Origin of the sequence: Streptomyces sp. NPDC051104, from assembly GCF_040682835.1 — a bacterium.
GTDB classification, from domain to species: domain Bacteria; phylum Actinomycetota; class Actinomycetes; order Streptomycetales; family Streptomycetaceae; genus Streptomyces; species Streptomyces cynarae.
Map to the genome: position 1 here is coordinate 451,340 of NZ_JBFBBS010000001.1, position 18,691 is coordinate 470,030.

The following is an 18,691-nucleotide window of genomic DNA, read 5'->3' on the forward strand; positions in this document are numbered from 1 at the left end:
AGCTGCTCGCCTACCAGCTCGTAGCCGGGCCGGTAGCGCCCGTCGTCGGGCTCCCCGGGATCGAGATGAGCGACCTTGATCACCACGCGATGAGTATGAAACATATCATCTTGGTGACGCAAGACCTTCGCAGATTGATCCCATTCTTCGGCCGGCTGCGGTGCAACACCGGTGATCAACTCGGCTTTCGACGTTTTCGTTGATCGTCGTGTGGGTCGCTGTGGCGGGTGATGTGATGTCATCTGGCCGCGTTGGCTGGCGATAGCAGAGAAGCATCGGCGGTGCTTAACGTCTCCTCCGGAGAGGGACCCGCCGATGCTTCTGGATCCGACCGTACCCGCTTCGCTGCTCAACGTGTTGGAGATGGTGCGTGGTTGCTTCACCGCGCCGACGTTCCGCACCTTCGCTGCGCTGGTCACGGGCCTGATCGCGCAGACGGGCCGGTCCACGGTGACCGGGATACTGCTCGGTGCGGGGTTGACGCGGACCTGGTCCCACGACCGCTCCCACGCCTTCTTCTCCCGCGCACGCTGGAGTCCGGACATCCTGGGCATCTCGCTCTCCCACATGATCGTGCGGCGCCTGCTGCCCGAGGGCGCGGTGCTGACCGTGGCGGTGGACGACACGCTGTTCAAGCGGCACGGGAAGAAAGTCCACGGTGCGGCCTGGCAGCACGACGGCGCGGCCAAAGGATCCAGACCGGTCGGACGCGGGACCTGCTTCGTGGTCGTCGGCATCGTGGTTCAACTGCCGTTTGTGGCACGGCCGGTGTGCCTGCCGGTGATAGCCCGGCTGTGGCGGCCGAAGCAGGAGCAGTCCAAGGTCGACCTCGCTGCGTCCATGATCCGCCTGCTCGCCGCCTGCCACTATGCCCGGCGCATCCACGTCGTCGCGGACGCCGCCTACCACGGCAGGGCGCTGCGGGACCTGCCCGCGACCTGCACGTTCACCACCCGGCTGCCTGCCTCGGCGGTGCTGTACGACCTGGCCCCGCCGCCCACCGGGCGCCGCGGCCGGCCCGCCCTGAAGGGCCAGCGGCTGGGCATGGCGAAAGACCTGGCAGCTGCTGGCGCGGTGGGCTTTCTACTACCCCGCCTTCCAGGCCCCGACAGCAGCAAGCCGTTCAAGGGGGAGATCAACACGGTCGCTACCGATCCCTGTTTCCGCGGCCGCGGATATGCGCGCGCAGCCGTAGACGCCCTCATGAACTGGATGGTCTCGCGGGAGTGCCACCGCATCAGCCTGACGTCCAGCTCCGAAGGCGAGCCCCTGTCCGTGTCCCTGGGGTTCGTGGACGGTGACCCACGGATGAACTGGCAGGCCGAGTGATGGCCATGGACCGATACGAGCGGAGTACCTCGCTCGACCCGCGATCGGCTCGCGATGACGCGGCGCTGTGGCCGATGGAGGAAGAGGCGCTCATGCGTCGATAGGAGGGTGCCGGGCCTCGGTCCTGCCGCAGTGCCGCGGCGTCGTGTGCCTGGCCCCCTACTGGGCCGATTTCCTGCGCGACCGCGGCGTCCGGAACGGCCGCGTCATCTGCAACGCCTTCGACCTCGCCGGTGCGGCCGTGCTTCGCGGGGCGGGTCACCCTGCCAGGACGCTGGCGTGAACGTGCCTATACGACGGAGCTTTGGAGGCAGCAGGCACCGGTTCGACCTGGTGGACCGCTTCGGCCGTCTCTATGCCGAGCAACCGGTGCAGCGCCCGGTCCCGGGCCTGCATTTGATCGTGAGCGACACGTTGCGACTTCCCGTACGTGAGGTTGGAGGACTGGGCTGGGCTGCGGGCCCGGGTCCGTCAGGAGAGTGTGCGGGCCGATCCACCAGTCTACGGCGTACCGGGCCGCGCTTCGGCGACGTATCGAACGCTTGGACAAGCTCTCGCCAACGGCGTGTGTCATACGCCATTCCGCACATAAACCGACCTAAGTTGGTCCAGTGGAGCAACACAGGACGCGACCCCCGCAACACGGACCGCGACGCGGTGCCCCCCTTCCCCCGCAGGGCCGGCGCAGCGCCGCCGCGCCCGTACGGTCCGGCGCGGCCGCCCGGCCTCCCCGGCCCGGCGGTCCCGGTCGGCCCGAGGTGGGCGACGGGGCCGGCTGGGCACGGCCGGCGGGCCAGGGCAACAGTGGTGCGCAGCGGCGCCCGGCGGCTCGGGTACGGAACGCCGCCCCGCTCGACCAGGCGGCACGGCGGCTGCCCGGCCCCCGGCTCACCGGGCTCGGCGGCGGACTGTTCTGCGGCGCCGTGATGCTGGTGCTGGGGTGTCTCGACCAGCTGCTGCTCGGGGCGTCCCTCACGGTCTACGGCGTGCTGTTCCTGCCGGTGGCCGCGCTGACCGCGCTGTGGGTGCGGCGCGGGGACCTGGTGACCGCGCCGGTGGTCGTGCCCATCGCGTTCGCCGCCGGGCTGCTGGTCGTGGCCGACAGCGACGGCGGGGTCGCCGGGCGCCTGGTCGGGCTGGTCACCGCGCTCGCCACGCAGGCCGGCTGGCTGTACGGCGGCACGCTGATCGCGGGCGTCATCACGACCGTGCGCAAGGTGCGGATGCTGCGTCGCAAGGTGGCGGCGCGCCGTCGGAGCGGTTGACGACGCGGGACGCCCGCTCGCACCGAGCGTCCCGCTCCCTGTCTGCTTCTGTCCCGTTACCTGCTCGTCCCCGTACCGGCTGCTATCCCTGCTTCGCCGCCCTCATCGCCGCTCCCACGATCCCCGCGTTGTTCTGGAGCTGGGCCGGGACGATCTCCGCCTCGATGCCCTCGATGGACGGCAGAAACTTCTCGGACTTGCGGCTGACGCCACCGCCGATGACGAAGAGCTCCGGCGAGAACAGCATCTCCACGTGCGCGAGGTACTTCTGCACACGGCGGGCCCAGTGCTCCCACGTCAGGTCGTTGTCGTCCTTGGCCTTGCTGGAGGCACGCTTCTCCGCGTCGTGGCCGTTCAGCTCCAGGTGACCCAGCTCCGTGTTCGGCACGAGGACGCCGTCGACGAACATGGCGCTGCCGATGCCCGTACCGAACGTCAGCACGATGACCGTGCCCCTGCGGCCTCGGCCCGCGCCGAACTGCATCTCTGCCACGCCCGCCGCGTCCGCGTCGTTCACGACGGTCACCGGGAGGCCGCCCAGGCGCTCGCCGAACAGGGCGCGCGCGTCCGTGTCGACCCAGCTCTTGTCGACGTTCGCCGCCGTACGGATCATGGCGCCGTCCGTGACCACACCAGGGAACGTCAGGCCGACCGGCCCGGTCCACCCGAAGTGGTCGACGACCTCCTTCACCCCGTCCGCCACCCCGTCGGGCGTCGCCGGGTGAGGGGTGAGCACCTTGAAGCGCTCCTGAGCCAGGTCGCCCCGCTCCAGGTCCACGGGAGCGCCCTTGATCCCGGATCCGCCGATGTCCACGCCGAAGATCTGCATGGGGACCACGGTACGCGCCGACAGTCACGCCATGGCATCCTGCACGAGGCCTCCCGCCGGGTGCGCTACTTCTCGCCGGTGCGCTCGGCCATCCGCGCCGCGGCCTCCTCGCGCAGGTCACGGCGGAGTTCCTTGGGCAGCGAGAAGGTGATGGACTCCTCGGCCGCCTTGACGATCTCGACGTCCTCGAAGCCGCGCTGCGCGAGCCACTCGAGCACCTGTTCCACCAGGACCTCCGGCACGGAGGCACCCGAGGTCACGCCGATCGTCGACACACCCTGGAGCCAGGACTCGTCGATCTCGTCGGCGAAGTCCACCAGGTACGCCTCGCGCGCACCCGCGAGCTTGGCGACCTCGACCAGCCGTTTGGAGTTGGAGGAATTGCGGGAGCCGACGACGATCACCAGGTCCGCCTCGGCGCCCATCTGCTTCACCGCGAGCTGGCGGTTCTGGGTGGCGTAGCAGATGTCGTCGCTGGGCGGGGAGACCAGCTGCGGGAACTTCCCCTTGAGCGCGTCGACCGTCTCCATGGTCTCGTCGACCGACAGGGTGGTCTGGGACAGCCAGACGACCTTCGACGGGTCGCGCACCTCGACCTTCGCGACGTCCTCGGGGCCGTCGACGAGCTGGATGTGGTCGGGGGCCTCGCCGGACGTGCCGATGACCTCCTCGTGGCCCTCGTGCCCGATCAGGAGGATGTCGAAGTCCTCGTTGGCGTACCGGATCGCTTCCTTGTGGACCTTGGTGACCAGCGGGCAGGTGGCGTCGATGGTGGCGAGCCGGCCGCGCTCGGCCTCCTCGTGGACGGTGGGCGCCACGCCGTGCGCGGAGAACATCACGATGTTCCCCGGGGGCACCTCCTCCGTCCGCTCCACGAAGATCGCGCCCTTCTTCTCCAGGGTCTGCACGACGTACTTGTTGTGGACGATCTCGTGGCGGACGTAGATCGGCGCCCCGTACTGCTCGAGGGCCTTCTCGACGGCGATCACTGCACGGTCGACACCCGCGCAGTACCCCCGGGGGGCGGCGAGCAGGACACGGCGGCCAGACGAAGCAGTCATGCGATCCATCGTAAGGCCGGGCCCGGAGTCGTAGATCGCCTCCATGGGGAGAGGTTGTGCCGACCGGCGTTGTCGGTCCCGGCCACTACGCTCGGGCGCATGGCTGTCAACACGTCCGCGGAGAACCCCCTGCCCGTCGGTGAGGTGTCGCGGCTCATCGGGGGGTGGATCGACCGGCTCGGGGCCGTGTGGGTCGAGGGGCAGATCACGCAGTTGTCGCGGCGGCCCGGCGCCGGGGTCGTCTTCCTGACGCTGCGCGACCCGTCGCACGACATCTCCGTCGGCGTCACCTGCTACCGCCAGGTGTTCGACTCCGTGGCCGACGTCGTGAGCGAGGGCGCCCGTGTCGTCGTCCTCGCCAAGCCCGAGTGGTACGCCCCGAGGGGACAGCTGTCGCTGCGGGCGGCCGAGATACGGCCCGTGGGCGTCGGGGAACTGCTCGCGCGGCTGGAACAGCTGAAGAAGGCACTCGCCGCCGAGGGCCTGTTCGCGCCCGAGCGCAAGAAGCCGCTGCCGTTCCTGCCGCAGCTGATCGGGCTGGTGTGCGGCCGGGCCTCGGCGGCCGAGCGCGACGTGCTGGAGAACGCGCGGCACCGCTGGCCCGCCGTCCGCTTCCAGGTGCGCAACGTCGCCGTGCAGGGCGTGCACGCCGTACCGCAGGTGGTGCAGGCCGTGAAGGAGCTGGACGCGCTGGACGAGGTGGACGTGATCATCGTGGCGCGCGGCGGGGGCAGTGTGGAGGACCTGCTGCCGTTCTCGGACGAGCAGCTCGTCCGGGCGGTGGCCGGCTGCCGCACGCCCGTGGTGTCCGCCATCGGGCACGAACCGGACAACCCACTGCTCGACCACGTCGCCGACCTGCGCGCCTCCACCCCGACCGACGCGGCCAAGAAGGTCGTCCCGGACGTCGGGGAGGAGCTGGAGCGGGTACGGCAGCTGCGGGACCGGGCACGGCGGTGCGCGCAGGCGTTCGTCGAGCGTGAGGAGCGCGGACTGGCGCACGCGCTGGCGCGGCCCTGCATGCAGGACCCGCACCGTATGGTCGACGAGCGGGCCGACCAGGTCACCGCGCTGGTCGACCGCGCCCGGCGCACCCTAGGGCATCTGCTCGACCGCGCCGATTCGGAGCTCACGCACACGCACGCACGCGTGGTGGCGCTGTCCCCGGCCGCGACGCTGCGGCGGGGGTACGCGGTGCTCCAGAAGGCCGACGGGCACGTGGTCCGCGCACCGGACGAGGTGACGGCGGGCGAGGCGCTGCGGGCGCGGGTCGCCGCGGGCGAGTTCACGGTACGGGCCGACGGCGAGGGTTCCGTCGGCAACCAGGGATCTTAGGGTGGGCGCATGACCAGCAGGACGGACGAGGCACTCGGCTACGAACAGGCGCGGGACGAGTTGATCGAGGTGGTGCGGCGCCTGGAGGCCGGAGGCACCACGCTCGAGGAGTCCCTGGCGCTGTGGGAACGGGGGGAGAAGCTCGCCAAGGTGTGCCGGACGTGGCTGGAGGGCGCCCGCAGGCGGCTCGACGCGGCGCTGGCCGAGGAGGAGGACGACGAGCAGGGCGAGGGCGCGGAAGGGGCCGGGTGACCGGGCGGCGCCGCCCTGCGTCCCACGTCGTCAGCCGGTCTTCAGCGCCTCGGCCAACTTCGTCAGCTGCGCGAACGACGCGGTGCCCGTCACCACGGTCGTGGCGCCCTTGCCCTTGAGTACGAGCGCGTCGTAGCGGCCGCCGGTGTAGCGCTGCCAGGTCTGGCCGCCGATGCGCTGGGTGTCCTTGGTCTCCTGTGCGCCCTGGCTGGCGTCGTCGACGAACGTGGACGCCCTCTCGGTGGACTGCTCGACCGCCACGTACTGTCCGTCGGGGTCCTGGAAGCCGAGGTGCCAGGCGTCGAAGGGTTCGTCCTGGAAACGCACCGAGGTGGCCTTCCAGGTGTCGGGCAGGCCTTCGGGCGCCGCGACCGGGTAGCTCGCGGCGCGGCGCGCAGTGAGCAGCTCGACGCGGTAGTCCACGCGCTTGAGGTCGGGAGCGTGGTCGTCATGGGGGATGAAGAGATAGATGACGCCCGCCATGAGCCCGACGAGGGCCAGGGAGAGGATCATGTCCCGGACCGTCTGCTTGCCTTTCATACCTGCCACGCCCCTATCGTCGCAGGTGCCTGGGTCTGCTCATCCGTGGGGTGCCCTGCTCATTTTGTCTGTCCGACGATAGAGTCGGGGGGCATAACCCTCATCCGGCCGTCGTCGTATCAGAAAGGTGCGCACCGATGACCGAGAATCATCATCTGCCGTCCGAGCTCGAAGTTCCCTCCGAGGCCCCGGACCGCAACCTCGCCCTCGAACTCGTCCGGGTCACCGAGGCCGCCGCGATGGCCGCGGGCCGCTGGGTCGGCCGCGGGGACAAGAACGGCGCGGACGGCGCCGCGGTGCGCGCCATGCGCACCCTCGTCTCGACCGTGTCGATGAACGGCGTCGTCGTCATCGGCGAAGGGGAGAAGGACGAGGCCCCGATGCTCTTCAACGGAGAGCGGGTCGGCGACGGGACCGGCCCGGAGTGCGACATCGCCGTGGACCCGATCGACGGCACCACGCTCACCGCGAAGGGCATGCCGAACGCGATCGCGGTGCTGGCCGCCGCCGACCGGGGCACGATGTTCGACCCGTCCGCCGTCTTCTACATGGACAAGCTGGTCACCGGCCCCGAGGCGGCCGACTTCGTCGACATCAACGCCCCCGTCTCGGTCAACATCCGCCGGGTGGCGAAGGCCAAGCACTCCACGCCCGAGGACGTCACCGTCGTCATCCTCGACCGGCCGCGCCACGACGGTCTGATCAGGGAGATCCGGGAGACCGGCGCGCGCATCAAGCTCATCTCGGACGGCGACGTGGCCGGTTCGATCCTGGCGCTGCGCGAGGGCACCGGCATCGACCTGCTGCTCGGCATCGGCGGTACGCCCGAGGGCATCATCTCCGCCTGCGCGGTGAAATGCCTGGGCGGCACCATCCAGGGCAAGCTGTGGCCGAAGGACGACGAGGAGCGGCAGCGCGCCCTCGACGCGGGCCACGACCTCGACCGGGTGCTGACCACGGACGACCTGGTCTCCGGTGAGAACGTCTTCTTCGTCGCCACCGGCATCACGGACGGCGAGCTGCTGCGCGGTGTGCGCTACCGGTCGGAGACCGCCACCACCGACTCGATCGTCATGCGCTCGAAGTCCGGCACGGTCCGGCGGATCGACTCCGTTCACCGGCTGAGCAAGCTGCGCGCGTACAGCGCGATCGACTTCGACCGGGCGAAGTAGGCCCGTACGGAGAAGTAGGCCCGTACGGAAAGGGACGCCCTCGGTGCGGAGAGGGCGCCCCTTTTCGTATGCGCCTGAATGCGCGGCGTTCAGCCGGCCGCCGCTATCGTCCCCCGCGCGGCCTTCTTCAGTTCCAGTTCGCGGCGGCGGCGCCGGGCCAGCACCACACGGCGTTCGGCGGCCGTGAGCCCGCCCCACACTCCGTACGGCTCGGGCTGCAGCAGCGCGTGTTCCCGGCATTCGACCATCACGGGACAGCGCGCACAGACCCGTTTGGCCGCCTCCTCGCGGGACAGCCGGGCCGCGGTGGGCTCCTTGGAGGGGGCGAAGAACAGGCCGGCCTCGTCGCGCCGGCACACCGCCTCCGTGTGCCACGGGGCGTCCTGATCCCTGTCGCGCACTGGCACCCGCTGGTGCGGAACGTCAGCGACCTGCAGGGACGAATGCGACGGTTGCAGCACGGTCTACTCCTGACGACGGCTTCGCGAGCGAGAGACGATGCAGCAAGGCCTACCCGCTGTGCGCGCGCCTATGCACTGAGTTCCCAGCCGCAGGGACTCCAGGGGTTGTTCATGCCTTCGGAATGTGACCGGCGCATGCCGAGCCCGGCCGAATTCACAAGCGTCAATGGCCCAGGTGTTTGCGCAAAGTCTTGTCCACCTTGTGCGACACGCGGTCGAGAATGTCGGCGACCGTCTTGCCGCGCTTGGGCCTCGCCTCCACGTTCCCGAACACGGCGAGTCCGTCGACATGGATGACGGGCGCGTCGGGATCCCCCGAATCCAGCGGGCTCACCTCGAAGTTGCCGAGTACGCCACCGCCGGTGCTGCGCAGCGACACGTTCTCCGGGACGCGTATCTGCACGTCGCCGAAGACCGAGACCGCCTTGATCACCACCTGCTGGTACTCGAAGAGCGCCTCGCTGAGGTCGATCTCGACACTGCCGAAGATCGCGTACGCGTGCGTGCGGCGGCGGGGGCGCCAGCGGCCCCGGCGGATGGCGCTGCTGAAGACCGCCATCACGTTCTCATCGGGCTCCCTCGGTATCGAACCCGCAGCGGGCCGGCCCGACGGTGCGGCGTACGCCGGGGCGGTGCGGCGCGGGTGGGCCGCGGGCAGGTCGCGGACGAACCGGTCGAGCTCACCGACCGTCTTGGCGTGCAGCACACCCTCGACACGCTCGGCGTGCTCCTCGGCCGTGAGACGCCCCTCGGCGAGGGCGTCGCGCAGGATGTCGGTGATGCGGTCGCGGTCGGCGTCCGAGCAGCGCAGCTCACCCGGGGGCACGGGCCGGTCATCGGTCGGGGCGGGGCTCTTGTGAAGGTCCACGGCAGCAGCGTAGCGAAACGCGATAGATCGCGACTAGCCCTCGAACGGGCCTGTGGAAAACCAGCCCGGGGAACCGGCGAAATCGAACCATCGAACCGTCGGAACGGGCCATCGGGACAGAACCCGGGACTGAGCCCTACCTCACAGGTCCGCGGTCGGACCCGGGTTCTACGCTGGTGGACGCTGCCAACGGAGGCCAGCCGCTGTCTGTCTAGTGAGGAATGGGCGAGATGCCTGAGTTCGCGTACACCGATCTGCTCCCCACGGGAGAGGACACCACCCCGTACCGGCTGGTGACGTCCGACGGCGTCTCCACCGTCGAGGGACCCGACGGGCGTACGTTCCTCAAGGTGGAGCCGGAGGCGCTGCGCAAGCTGGCCGAGGAGGCCATCCACGACATCCAGCACTACCTGCGCCCGGCCCACCTGGCGCAGCTGCGCCGCATCATCGACGACCCGGAGGCCAGCGCCAACGACAAGTTCGTGGCCCTGGACCTGCTGAAGAACGCGAACATCGCGGCGGCGGGCGTGCTGCCGATGTGCCAGGACACGGGCACGGCGATCGTGATGGGCAAGCGCGGCCAGAACGTGCTGACGGAGGGCGCGGACGAGAAGGCCCTCTCCCGCGGCATCTACGACGCCTACACCAAGCTGAACCTGCGCTACTCGCAGATGGCTCCGCTGACGATGTGGGAGGAGAAGAACACCGGTTCGAACCTCCCGGCGCAGATCGAGCTGTACGCGACGGACGGCGGCGCCTACAAGTTCCTGTTCATGGCGAAGGGCGGCGGCAGCGCCAACAAGTCCTTCCTCTACCAGGAGACGAAGGCCGTCCTGAACGAGGCCTCCATGATGAAGTTCCTGGAGGAGAAGATCCGTTCGCTGGGCACGGCAGCGTGCCCGCCGTACCACCTGGCGATCGTCGTCGGCGGTACGAGCGCCGAGTACGCGCTGAAGACCGCGAAGTACGCCTCCGCGCACTACCTGGACGAGCTGCCGACCGAGGGCTCCGAGCTGGGGCACGGCTTCCGTGACAAGGAGCTGGAGGAGAAGGTCTTCGAGCTCACGCAGAAGATCGGGATCGGGGCGCAGTTCGGCGGCAAGTACTTCTGCCACGACGTGCGCGTGGTGCGCCTCCCGCGGCACGGCGCGTCCTGCCCGGTGGCGATCGCGGTGTCGTGCTCGGCGGACCGGCAGGCGGTCGCCAAGATCACGGCGGAGGGCGTGTTCCTGGAGCAGCTGGAGACGGACCCGGCCCGCTTCCTGCCGGACACGACGGACGCGCATCTGGACGAGGGCGAAGTCGTGAGGATCGACCTGAACCAGCCGATGGAGGCGATCCTCGCCGAGCTGACGAAGTACCCGGTCAAGACGCGGCTGTCGCTGACGGGCCCGCTGGTCGTGGCCCGGGACATCGCCCACGCGAAGATCAAGGAACGCCTGGACGCGGGCGAGGAGATGCCGCAGTACCTGAAGGACCACCCGGTGTACTACGCGGGCCCGGCGAAGACCCCCGAGGGCTACGCCTCGGGCTCCTTCGGCCCGACGACGGCCGGCCGCATGGACTCGTACGTGGAGCAGTTCCAGGCGGCGGGCGGCTCGAAGGTGATGCTGGCGAAGGGCAACCGGAGCAAGCAGGTCACGGACGCGTGTGCCGCGCACGGCGGCTTCTACCTGGGTTCCATCGGCGGCCCGGCGGCCCGCCTCGCCCAGGACTGCATCAAGAAGGTCGAGGTCCTCGAGTACGAGGAGCTGGGCATGGAGGCGGTCTGGAAGATCGAGGTGGAGGATTTCCCGGCGTTCATCGTAGTTGATGACAAGGGCAACGACTTCTTCAAGGACCCAGCGCCCCAGCCGACGTTCACGTCGATCCCGGTGCGGGGGCCGGGGCTGGCGTAACCCTCCGGGTACGGCGGGGACTGCCCCTGGGGTTTCGCCCCCGCCGCCCCTACCCGTCCCACCTCCAGGGGCTCCGCCCCTTCGACCCCGCCGGGGGCTCCGCCCCCGGAACCCCGGGCGGGGACCGCGTCCCCTGCACCCCTCACGCCGCTCCGCCCCCGCACCCCGGCTGAGGCTCCGCCCCCGCACCCCGGCTGAGGCTCCGCCCCAGACCCCGTTCGGGGGCCGGCCCCCGGACCGCCGCTCCTCAAACGCCGGAAGGGCTGATTTTTCAGCCCCTTCCGGCGTTTGAGGACGAGGCCGTAGGCCGACGGCAGGGGTCTGGGGGCGCAGCCCCCAGAGATGGGAAGGGCAGGGGCGGCGGGGGCGGACCCGGTGGCCGCCACCACCCGCCGGCCCGCCCCCCGTCCGGCCCACCTCCGGAACAACCCCGCCCTCCCCCGCGCTGTACCCGGCATGAGCGAATACCGCATCGAGCACGACTCCATGGGCGAGGTCCAGGTCCCCCTCCACGCCAAGTGGCGCGCGCAGACACAGCGTGCCGTGGAGAACTTCCCCGTCTCCGGGCAGCGGATCGAGCGCGCGCACATCGAGGCGCTCGCCCGCATCAAGGCCGCCGCCGCCAAGGTCAACGCGGAGCTCGGCGTGCTCGACAAGGACGTCGCCGACGCCATTCAGGAGGCCGCCGCCGAGGTGGCCGAGGGCCGGTGGGACGAGCACTTCCCCGTCGACGTCTTCCAGACGGGCTCCGGCACCTCCTCCAACATGAACACCAACGAGGTCGTCGCCACCCTCGCGACCGAGCGCCTCGGCCGGGACGTGCACCCGAACGACCACGTCAACGCGTCCCAGTCGTCCAACGACGTCTTCCCCTCCTCCCTCCACATCGCCGCCACCGCCGCCGTCAGCCGGGACCTCGTCCCCGCCCTCGACCACCTCGCCACCTCCCTCGAACGCAAGGCCGAGGAGTTCGCCGATGTGGTGAAGTCCGGCCGGACGCACCTCATGGACGCCACGCCCGTGACGCTCGGTCAGGAGTTCGGCGGGTACGCAGCACAGGTGCGGTACGGCATCGAGCGGCTCACCGCCTCCCTCCCCCGCCTCGCCGAACTCCCCCTCGGCGGCACCGCCGTCGGCACCGGCATCAACACCCCGCCCGGCTTCTCCGCCGCCGTCATCGCCGAGATCGCCCGCACCACCGGACTGCCGCTCACCGAGGCCCGCAACCACTTCGAGGCCCAGGGCGCCCGGGACGGGATCGTGGAGATCAGCGGGCAGCTGCGCACCATCGCCGTGGGGTTCACGAAGATCGCCAATGATCTGCGGTGGATGGCATCCGGGCCGCGCACCGGCCTCGCCGAGATCAGCCTCCCCGACCTGCAGCCCGGCTCCTCGATCATGCCCGGCAAGGTCAACCCCGTGATCCCCGAGGCCGTTCTCATGGTCGCCGCCCAGGTCATCGGGAACGACGCCACCGTCGCCACCGCCGGCGCCTCCGGCAACTTCGAGCTCAACGTGATGATGCCGGTCATCGCCAAGAACGTGCTCGAGTCCGTCCGGCTCCTCGCCAATGTCTCGCGGCTCCTCGCCGACCGCACGATCGACGGCATCGTCGCCCACCGCGAACGCGCCCGCGAGTACGCCGAGTCGTCACCCTCCGTCGTCACGCCGCTCAACCGGTACATCGGCTACGAAGAGGCCGCGAAGGTCGCGAAGAAGGCGCTCGCCGAGCGCAAGACGATCCGTCAGGTCGTCCTGGAGTCGGGCTACGTGGACCGCGGCGACCTCACCCTCGACCAGCTCGACGAGGCGCTTGATGTCCTGCGGATGACACACCCGTAACGCCTCGCCCCATATCGCCGCACATCACCCGCCCGTGACGCGAACCGATGACGGGCACCACAGCGTCGTATGCCTGGGGCACCTAATATCTGTGCATGGCAGAGGGTGGAGCGGTGAGACGAGTGGAAGCAGGCGAAGCCGACGGGGTGACGGGGCGTTGGGCGCCCGGTGACCAGATCCTGTGGCGGTACCGGGAGAACGCGGGCGAGCGCTTTCACATCGCCCGCCCCGTGACCGTCGTACGCGACGACTCCGACCTGCTCGCCGTGTGGATGGCGCCGGGGACGACGTGCGTGCGGCCCGTCCTCGCCGACGGCACGCCGCTGCACGCCGAACCGCTCCGAACCCGCTACACCAAGCCGCGCACCGTGCAGCTCGACCGCTGGTTCGGCACCGGCGTGCTCAAGCTGGCCCGTCCCGGGGAGCCCTGGTCGGTGTGGCTGTTCTGGGAGCCGGGCTGGCGCTTCAAGAACTGGTACGTCAACCTGGAGGAGCCGCTGGTGCGCTGGGTCGGCGGCGTCGACTCCGAGGACCATTTCCTGGACATCTGCGTCTACCCGGACCGCAGTTGGGGCTGGCGCGACGAGGACGAGTTCGCACAGGCCCAGCAGGACGGCCTGATCGGCCCTCAGCTCGCCGAGCGGGTACGGGAGGCGGGACGGTCCGCGGTGGAGGTGATCCGCGCCTGGGGCACGCCGTTCTCGGACGGCTGGCAGCACTGGCGTCCCGATCCGTCCTGGTCGGTGCCGCGGCTGCCGGACGACTGGGACCGTACTCCCGCGTACATGACGTCATGAGACCCTTGTTGCGCCCCCGCGGTACAACCGTAGGATCGTCCTCCGCAAGGGCGCACCACAGCAACTCCCGCAGTAAGCACTGGGCTTGACCGAACGTCACCGAGGGGCGGCAGGACGTGAGCGAGGGGTACGAGGGCCAGACCGGGACGGCTCGTCCGACCGGTGCACCAGGAACGGCGTGTGACCTGGCGGGAAATCCGTTCCTGGGGCACGTATTCCGGGTATCGGCTTCACGGCGGGACGAACTGCACGCACGGCGCGCAGCCCCGGACGGATGGATTCGACACGCGTGACGGAGCACCCGACCTCCCACGAGCGCCCCCAGCCGGGCGGCGGCCCCGCGGAGCCCCGCGGGGCGCTCCTGCGTACCCCTGAGCCGTTGACCGTCCAGCCGGCCACGGCCTTACCCGCACAGACCCGGGCGGGCGACACACCCGCCTCTTCCGCCGCGCCGCCGCCCTGCGCCCAGCACGGATCGCCGGGCTCTCCGGGCGGCGCGTCCACCCCGCTGCCCGCGGCGGGTGGCACCGAGCACTCGCAGCCGGCCGCGGACGAGCCCGACACGCACCGGCCGCGTCCGGCCCCGGAGGTGATCCCGGTCCAGCCGAGCGGGGAGCAGAACCGTCCGGCCGCCCCGCCCGAGGGCAAGGTGCGCCGTTCCTTGCCCCCGGCCGCCCCGCCCGGGGGCAAGGAGCGGCGCACCGGTCAGGGCCGGCCGGGCGGACCCATGCCGATGCGGCGCGACGGCGACCGGCTGCGTTTCGTGGGCGCCGCGACCCGGCGGATCGCCCGCGGCATCGACCTGGACGAGATCGTGATGGGCCTGTGCCGGGCCACCGTGCCGACGTTCTCGGACGCGATCCTCGTGTATCTGCGCGACCCGCTGCCGGTGGGCGACGAGCGTCCTACCGGGCCCCTGGTGCTGCGGCTGCGGCGCACCGACCGGATACCGCAGGAGCGGGACCTGGAGGACGGCATCCTGCCGGTTCCGGTGCCGGAGGACTCCGGGGTCGTGGAGCTGAGCAACGAGCTGTGCGAGGTGCGGCCCGGCGGTGCGCTCGCCGAGGTGCTGCGCGGGGTGCGGCCGGTGTTCGCGGACGCGCCCGCCGCCCGGGCCGCGCTGCCCGAGCTGCTCGGCGACGACCTGGCGGTGCCCCCGGGCCAGCGCGCCATCCTTGCGCCGCTGCGCGGACGGCGCCGGGTCATCGGCGCCGTGCTGTTCCTGCGCCGCGCGGAGCGCCTGGCGTTCGAGGCGGACGACCTTCTGGTCGCCGCGCAGCTCGCCACGCACAGCGCGCTCGGCATCGACAAGGCGGTGCTGTACGGCCGTGAGGCGTACATCGCGGACGAGTTGCAGCGCACCATGCTGCCGGAGACGCTGCCGAACCCGACGGGCGTACGGCTGGCGTCCCGCTATCTGCCGGCCGCGGAGACCGCGCGGGTCGGCGGCGACTGGTACGACGCGATTCCGCTGCCGGGCAGCCGGGTCGCGCTCGTCGTGGGCGACGTGATGGGCCACTCCATGACGTCCGCGGCGATCATGGGGCAGCTGCGGACGACGGCCCAGACGCTGGCCGGGCTCGACCTGCCGCCGCAGGAGGTGCTGCACCATCTGGACGAGCAGGCGCAGCGGCTCGGCACCGACCGCATGGCGACCTGCCTGTACGCGGTGTACGACCCGGTCTCGCACCGCATCACCATCGCCAACGCGGGCCATCCGCCGCCGGTGCTGCTGCACCTGGGCGGCCGCGCCGAGGTACTGCGGGTGCCCGCGGGCGCGCCCATCGGCGTGGGCGGGGTGGACTTCGAGGCGGTGGAGCTGGACGCCCCGGCCGGCGCGACCCTGCTGCTGTACACCGACGGACTGGTCGAGTCGCGTCTGCGGGACGTGTGGACCGGCATAGAGCAGCTGCGGGAGAAGCTCGCCGCGACCGCCCGGATCACCGGTGCCGACCACCCGCCGCCGCTGGAGGCGTTGTGCGACGAGGTGCTCGACATGCTCGGGCCCGGCGACCGCGACGACGACATCGCGCTGCTGGCCGCCCGCTTCGACGGCATCGCCCCGAGCGACGTCGCGTACTGGGTGCTGGAGCCCGAGGACGCGGCGCCGAGCCGGGCGAGGCGGCTGGCGCGCCGGGCGCTCGACCGCTGGGGGCTTCAGGAGCTGACGGACTCGGTGGAGCTGCTGGTCAGCGAGGTCGTCACGAACGCCGTGCGGTATGCGACGCGTCCGATCACGCTCCGGCTGCTGCGCACCGACGTGCTGCGCTGCGAGGTGGGCGACGACGTGCCGCAGTTGCCGCGTCTGCGGCAGGCACGGGCCACGGACGAGGGGGGCCGGGGCCTTTACCTGGTGAACCGGCTGGCCCGGCGCTGGGGTGCGACCCGGCTGAGCACCGGCAAGGTGGTCTGGTTCGAGCTGAACCGAGGGTGAGAGCCCGCCTGCGGAGACAGGCTCTGAGGTACGACAGCGCGAAGGGCGCCCGGTGGCCGGTCCACCGGGCGCCCTTCGCGTACGACAGGGCCTACTGCCCGCCGTTCGGGTTGAGCGGATTCTCGGGCGGGGTCGGCGTCGACGGCGAGTTGGTCGGCGACGGCGGGGCCGAGCTCGTCGGAGGCTTGCTCGTCGTGGGCGAACTCGACGGCGGGGCCGAGGTCGTCGGGGGCTGGGTCGTCGGCTTCTGCGAGGTCGGCGTCGACGACGGCGTGGTGGTCGGCGACTGCGAGAGGGTCGGCGTCACGCTCGGCTGGACCGCCGCGCCCTGGGTGGTGTCCAGGTCGAACTTGCTGACCTGGCCCATCGACTCGAAGGTGTACGCCGCCCAGATCAGGGCCGGGTAGCTACCGCCGTTGATACGGCCGCTGGGGCTGCCCGGGACGTCGCCTGTGGCTCCCGTCATCGGAACCTGGGCATGGGTCTTGGGGTCCTCGCCGAACAGGCCGACGGAGGTCACCAGGTTCGGCGTGAAGCCGGTGAACCAGGCCGACTTGTTGTTGTCGGACGTACCCGTCTTGCCGGCGACCTGCTGGCCGTCGCGCGCCGGGTTGTTCGCCACCGATGTCTTGGCCGTACCGTCGTCGACCACGCCGGTGAGCACCGAGGTCACCGTGTCGGCGGCCTCGCGGGTGATGACCTGGCCGCCTATCGGGTTCGGGAAGGTGACCGCGGTGTTGTTGTGCTCGGCCGACTTGATGATCGTCGGGGTTACCTTCTTGCCGTGGTTGTCGAGGGTGGCGTAGATGCCGGCCATCTCCATCGGGCTCGCGCCCATGGAGCCCAGCGTCTGCGCGGGAACCGCCTGCATTCCCTTGGTGTCCATGCCGAGCTTGCCGGCGACCTTCATCACCTCGGTCATGCCCACGTCGACGCCCATCTGCGCGAAGACGGAGTTGACGGAGTCGTTCATCGCCGTCTGGACGGTGATGGGTCCGTAGTCCTGGTGGTCCTCGTTCGGCGGGGCGAAGCCGACCTTGGTGCCGTTGTCCACGACCTGGCGGCCGCTGGTGCCGTCGTAGGTCGTGTTCGCGTCGATCGCTCGGCCGTCCTGGGTCTTGGCGCCCTCGTCCAGGGCAGCGGCGAGGATGACCGGCTTGAACGTGGAGGCGGGCTGGTAGTCGCGGCGCGTCGCGTTGTTGGTGTAGTGCTTGAAGTAGTCGACGCCGCCGTAGAGGGCGAGGACCTTGCCCGTCTTCGGGTCGACGGAGACGGCACCGGCCTGGACGGCGCCGTCGACGGCACGCTTCTTCTGGTTGAGCTTGCCGGTCAGTTGCTGCTTGACGGCCCGCTCCAGCCCGGTCTGCTTCTTCTTGTCGATGTTCAGCGTGATCGTCCAGCCGCCCTTGGTGATCAGCGCCTCGGCGTCGCTGAGGGTGGAGGCGGTGCCCTGGGTGACGAGCTGCTGCTCCAGCGCCGCGTTGGCCGCGTCGACCAGGTAGCCGGTCTGCCCCTCCATGCCGGGCGCGCCCTTGGGCGCCAGGGGCACCGGGAACTTCATGGCCTGGCGCTTGCCCGCGTCCAGCCAGTGCATCTCGACCATGTTGTTCAGGACGTAGTTCCAGCGCTCCTGCACCAGCTTCTTGCCGGTGTCGGTGGCGATCGCCCAGTCGTACTGGTTCGGCGCCTGGAGCAGGGCGGCCAGGTACGCGCCCTCCTCGGCCGTGAGGTTCTTGGCGTCCTTGTGGTAATAGGCCTGCGCCGCGGCCTGGATGCCGTAGGCGCCCCGTCCGTAGTAGCTGGTGTTGATGTAGCCCGCGAGGATGTAGTCCTTGGACTTCTTGCGGTCCAGTTTGAGCGAGATGACCAGTTCCTTCAGCTTGCGCGTGACGGTCTGGTTCTGGGTCAGGTAGTAGTTCTTGACGTACTGCTGGGTGATCGTCGAACCGCCCTGCGCGCCCTTGCCGGAGAGCGTGTTGAGGATGCCGCGGGCCGTGCCCCTCAGGTCGACGCCCGCGTCCTGGTAGAAGGTCTTGTTCTCGGCGGCGACGAAGGTGTGCTGGACGGGCTTGGGGACCTCGGCGAGGTCGACCGTCTCCCGGTTGAGCTTGCCGCTGCGGGTGAGGATCGAGCCGTCGCTGTACTTGTAGACGTTGCTCTGCAGCATGGCGTCGGCGTTCGCCGCCGGGATGGGGGTCATCACGTACAGCGCCAGGAACGCGCCCATGACCAGCAGCACGAAGCCGAAGAGCGAGCCGATGACCGTCTTCCAGGTGAAGAACCGGCGTATGCCGCTCTTACCGCCCTTGCCGCTCTTTCCGCGGCTCCTGGCGGCCCGCGCGGCGGCCCGGCCGCCGACCGGCGCTCCGCCCGGGCTGACCGTGTCGACCGCGCCGACCGACGCGGACCCGGTCGTCCTGGGCGAGCTCTTGGGCGCCGCGCGGCGGCCACCGCGCTGCCGCGCTCGTCTCTCTTCCGCTCGTCCCATGGGTCGATCCGCTCCGCTTCACTCTCGTGGGTCACACAGGTGCGTGGTTCAGGTCAGCTCAGAAAGCTAACACCGCGCGGTATGACAAAGGGTTGTCGATCACGTCTTTTACGGACGTGA

The 18,691-nt window shown here is 70.5% G+C and carries 15 protein-coding genes and 1 pseudogene; 10 read left to right on the forward strand and 6 right to left on the reverse strand.

The genetic code is table 11. The features are described 5' to 3' along the window. The first annotated feature begins 315 nt into the window (after positions 1-315). From AB0N14_RS02245 to AB0N14_RS02255, 3 genes and pseudogenes are all read left to right on the forward strand, one after another. Positions 316-1,329, forward strand: a complete 1,014-nt coding sequence (locus AB0N14_RS02245; protein WP_366023833.1) for a GNAT family N-acetyltransferase — start codon at positions 316-318, stop codon at positions 1,327-1,329. Positions 1,330-1,450: 121 nt separating this feature from the next. Beyond that, positions 1,451-1,561: pseudogene (locus tag AB0N14_RS02250) on the forward strand (glycosyltransferase); the annotation flags it as partial. A 379-nt stretch (positions 1,562-1,940) separates the two neighbouring features. Continuing rightward, positions 1,941-2,594, forward strand: a complete 654-nt coding sequence (locus AB0N14_RS02255) for a DUF6542 domain-containing protein (protein WP_366023834.1) — start codon at positions 1,941-1,943, stop codon at positions 2,592-2,594. Between the two features lie 82 nt (positions 2,595-2,676). Here the strand turns inward: AB0N14_RS02255 and ppgK are convergent, their stop codons facing one another. Continuing rightward, a complete protein-coding gene (gene ppgK / locus AB0N14_RS02260; RefSeq protein WP_366023835.1) occupies positions 2,677-3,423 on the reverse strand; it encodes a polyphosphate--glucose phosphotransferase in 747 nt (248 codons plus the stop codon). A 65-nt stretch (positions 3,424-3,488) separates the two neighbouring features. Then, positions 3,489-4,493, reverse strand: coding sequence for a 4-hydroxy-3-methylbut-2-enyl diphosphate reductase (locus AB0N14_RS02265; protein ID WP_366024237.1), 1,005 nt, complete (start codon positions 4,491-4,493; stop codon positions 3,489-3,491). 90 nt (positions 4,494-4,583) lie between these two features. On the opposite strand from AB0N14_RS02265, the gene xseA reads away from it, so the two are divergent. Beyond that, positions 4,584-5,819 (forward strand): exodeoxyribonuclease VII large subunit, encoded by a 1,236-nt coding sequence (gene xseA / locus AB0N14_RS02270; protein ID WP_366023836.1) that lies wholly within the window; start codon positions 4,584-4,586, stop codon positions 5,817-5,819. 9 nt (positions 5,820-5,828) lie between these two features. Further along, positions 5,829-6,071, forward strand: coding sequence for an exodeoxyribonuclease VII small subunit (locus AB0N14_RS02275; RefSeq protein ID WP_366023837.1), 243 nt, complete (start codon positions 5,829-5,831; stop codon positions 6,069-6,071). Positions 6,072-6,101: 30 nt separating this feature from the next. Here the strand turns inward: AB0N14_RS02275 and AB0N14_RS02280 are convergent, their stop codons facing one another. Beyond that, positions 6,102-6,620, reverse strand: a complete 519-nt coding sequence (locus AB0N14_RS02280; RefSeq protein WP_366023838.1) for a DUF4245 domain-containing protein — start codon at positions 6,618-6,620, stop codon at positions 6,102-6,104. A gap of 128 nt (positions 6,621-6,748) precedes the next feature. Here AB0N14_RS02280 and glpX point away from each other — a divergent pair, with 128 nt between their 5' ends. After that, positions 6,749-7,783 carry a class II fructose-bisphosphatase gene (gene glpX / locus AB0N14_RS02285; protein ID WP_366023839.1) on the forward strand — a complete coding sequence of 345 codons (1,035 nt, stop codon included), beginning with the start codon at positions 6,749-6,751 and terminating at the stop codon, positions 7,781-7,783. Positions 7,784-7,872: 89 nt separating this feature from the next. On the opposite strand, the gene AB0N14_RS02290 is transcribed toward glpX, so the two are convergent. Both AB0N14_RS02290 and AB0N14_RS02295 read right to left on the reverse strand, forming a co-directional pair. After that, positions 7,873-8,244 (reverse strand): WhiB family transcriptional regulator, encoded by a 372-nt coding sequence (locus AB0N14_RS02290; RefSeq protein ID WP_366023840.1) that lies wholly within the window; start codon positions 8,242-8,244, stop codon positions 7,873-7,875. Between the two features lie 163 nt (positions 8,245-8,407). Further along, positions 8,408-9,112 (reverse strand): DUF1707 domain-containing protein, encoded by a 705-nt coding sequence (locus tag AB0N14_RS02295; RefSeq protein ID WP_366023841.1) that lies wholly within the window; start codon positions 9,110-9,112, stop codon positions 8,408-8,410. 221 nt (positions 9,113-9,333) lie between these two features. Here AB0N14_RS02295 and AB0N14_RS02300 point away from each other — a divergent pair, with 221 nt between their 5' ends. From AB0N14_RS02300 to AB0N14_RS02315, 4 genes are all read left to right on the forward strand, one after another. Next, positions 9,334-11,010, forward strand: coding sequence for a fumarate hydratase (locus AB0N14_RS02300; RefSeq protein WP_366023842.1), 1,677 nt, complete (start codon positions 9,334-9,336; stop codon positions 11,008-11,010). Between the two features lie 456 nt (positions 11,011-11,466). Next, entirely contained in the window at positions 11,467-12,852 is a 1,386-nt protein-coding gene (locus AB0N14_RS02305) for a class II fumarate hydratase (protein WP_366023843.1), read from the forward strand. A gap of 95 nt (positions 12,853-12,947) precedes the next feature. Next, positions 12,948-13,649 carry a DUF402 domain-containing protein gene (locus tag AB0N14_RS02310; RefSeq protein WP_366023844.1) on the forward strand — a complete coding sequence of 234 codons (702 nt, stop codon included), beginning with the start codon at positions 12,948-12,950 and terminating at the stop codon, positions 13,647-13,649. Positions 13,650-13,923: 274 nt separating this feature from the next. Then, positions 13,924-16,083, forward strand: coding sequence for a SpoIIE family protein phosphatase (locus AB0N14_RS02315; protein ID WP_366023845.1), 2,160 nt, complete (start codon positions 13,924-13,926; stop codon positions 16,081-16,083). 91 nt (positions 16,084-16,174) lie between these two features. Here the strand turns inward: AB0N14_RS02315 and AB0N14_RS02320 are convergent, their stop codons facing one another. After that, on the reverse strand, positions 16,175-18,571 hold the full coding sequence (locus AB0N14_RS02320) for a transglycosylase domain-containing protein (RefSeq protein ID WP_366023846.1): 2,397 nt from the start codon (positions 18,569-18,571) through the stop codon (positions 16,175-16,177). Between the last annotated feature and the right edge of the window lie 120 nt (positions 18,572-18,691).